The organism is Weissella sp. DD23 (assembly GCF_001579105.1).
Taxonomy (GTDB): domain Bacteria; phylum Bacillota; class Bacilli; order Lactobacillales; family Lactobacillaceae; genus Weissella; species Weissella cibaria.
Genome location: NZ_KQ970390.1, coordinates 251612 through 253253 on the forward strand (window position 1 = coordinate 251612; position 1642 = coordinate 253253).

General features: G+C 45.1%; 2 protein-coding genes. Both read left to right on the forward strand.

What is annotated here, in order from left to right:
• The coding region (locus WEIDD23_RS01215; RefSeq protein ID WP_062358688.1) for a metallophosphoesterase family protein at positions 1-991 on the forward strand (991 nt) is incomplete at its 5' end.
• Between the two features lie 2 nt (positions 992-993).
• Positions 994-1642, forward strand: a 649-nt coding sequence (locus tag WEIDD23_RS01220; RefSeq protein ID WP_156469539.1) for an AAA family ATPase, incomplete at its 3' end; no start/stop codon positions are given.

Genomic DNA, 1642 nt, shown 5'->3' on the forward strand with positions numbered 1-1642 from the left:
GACGGCCTTGGAGCGGATGCTGAAAGAAATGAACCTGACCCATCATTTACCGATTTACGCAGTCTCTGGGAATCACGACGGTGCGACACGTCTGGGAGCGGGCCATGAGTGGCGTGAGCAAACCGGGTTATTCCTTAATACAACGCTAGCGGGTGCATTTAAACCAGTGGAAACGCCAGAAGCGCAAATTTATTTACTACCATTTATCGAACCAACAACCGCGCGTGTTTATTATCAAATCCCAGAAGACGAATTGGCGGCGTACCAAAGTATTGAACAGGTTATGAACCGAATTGTGCAAGATATGGTGGCAACATTTGATCCACACAAGCAACATATTTTGGTCACCCATTATTATGTGACAGGCGCAGGTAATGAAGACTATGAATTTACTAGTGAAACGAATTCACGCGTCGGTGGATTGAAGGGGATCACTGCTGACCAATTTTCAGCATTTGACTACGTGGCGTTAGGCCACCTGCATTTACGCCAAGCTAGTCCAACTAAAACAATTCAGTATGCTGGATCGCCTGTTAAATTCAATACCAAGGAAGCACAAACGGAGAAAGGGGTCTTTATTGTTGATATCACACCCGACGCGGTCCACACGACTTGGCACCCAATTACACCGACTAAAGATTTGATTGTCCTATCAGCACCGTTTGAGACTTTGATAAGTCCTGAATTTTATCAACAGTATGCTAGAAATCATGCCAACTTTTTTAGTATTCGCATTCAGGGCGTTGCACACACAACGAATGCACGCGCAACGTTGGTTGACATTTATGGGGATGTCGTCGAAGTGCAGTATGACTTACCGGCACTCACGATGGTTGATCAGGTTATTCCAGAAGTCGTTGCCGATGATGTGTCCGATGATGATTTGATTGCGACCTTCTACCAAGAAGTCACACAAGAATCACTAACCGCAGCGCAAGAACGTGTTATCGCAGATACACTAGTACAGTTACGCCAACAGGAAGAGGGATAAAGATGCGTCCAATTAAATTAGCGTTACAATATTTTGGGCCCTACGAACAAACGACGGTTGATTTTGAGCGATTTACAGAATCAAAATTGTTTTTGATCACTGGCGATACCGGTGCCGGTAAAACAACAATGTTTGATGGCATGACCTACGCCTTGTTTGGTGAAGGAACCAGTGAACGTAAGCCAGAGGAAATGCGCAGTGAATTTGCGCCCACAACAGCGGAGACGGTTGTGACTTTTTGGTTTGAGCATAACGGACGGTACTATCGAATTAGTCGCAAACCGACGCAACAATTAAAGAAAAAGCGTGGTGCGAAATCCGACGATGATACCACTGAACGTAAAGCCGAAGTGTCATTGACTGAGGTTGACGAAACTTTACAAGTGCCTATCGCGGCGATGGGCGAGAAAATTCCGGTTGTGCGGGATGCGATTCAAGAATTATTGCATCTAAATGCAGACCAATTCCGCAAAATCATTTTGTTACCACAGAATCAGTTCCGTGAATTTTTGGCCGCTCAGAGCGATGATAAGATGACCATTTTGCGGAGTCTATTTGGGACGGAAGTTTTTAATCAGTTCACGGAGTCGTTGAAGGAACAACAAAAAGACACGTTAAAACAAGTCACGAATCTTGAGACCCAGCGGGATG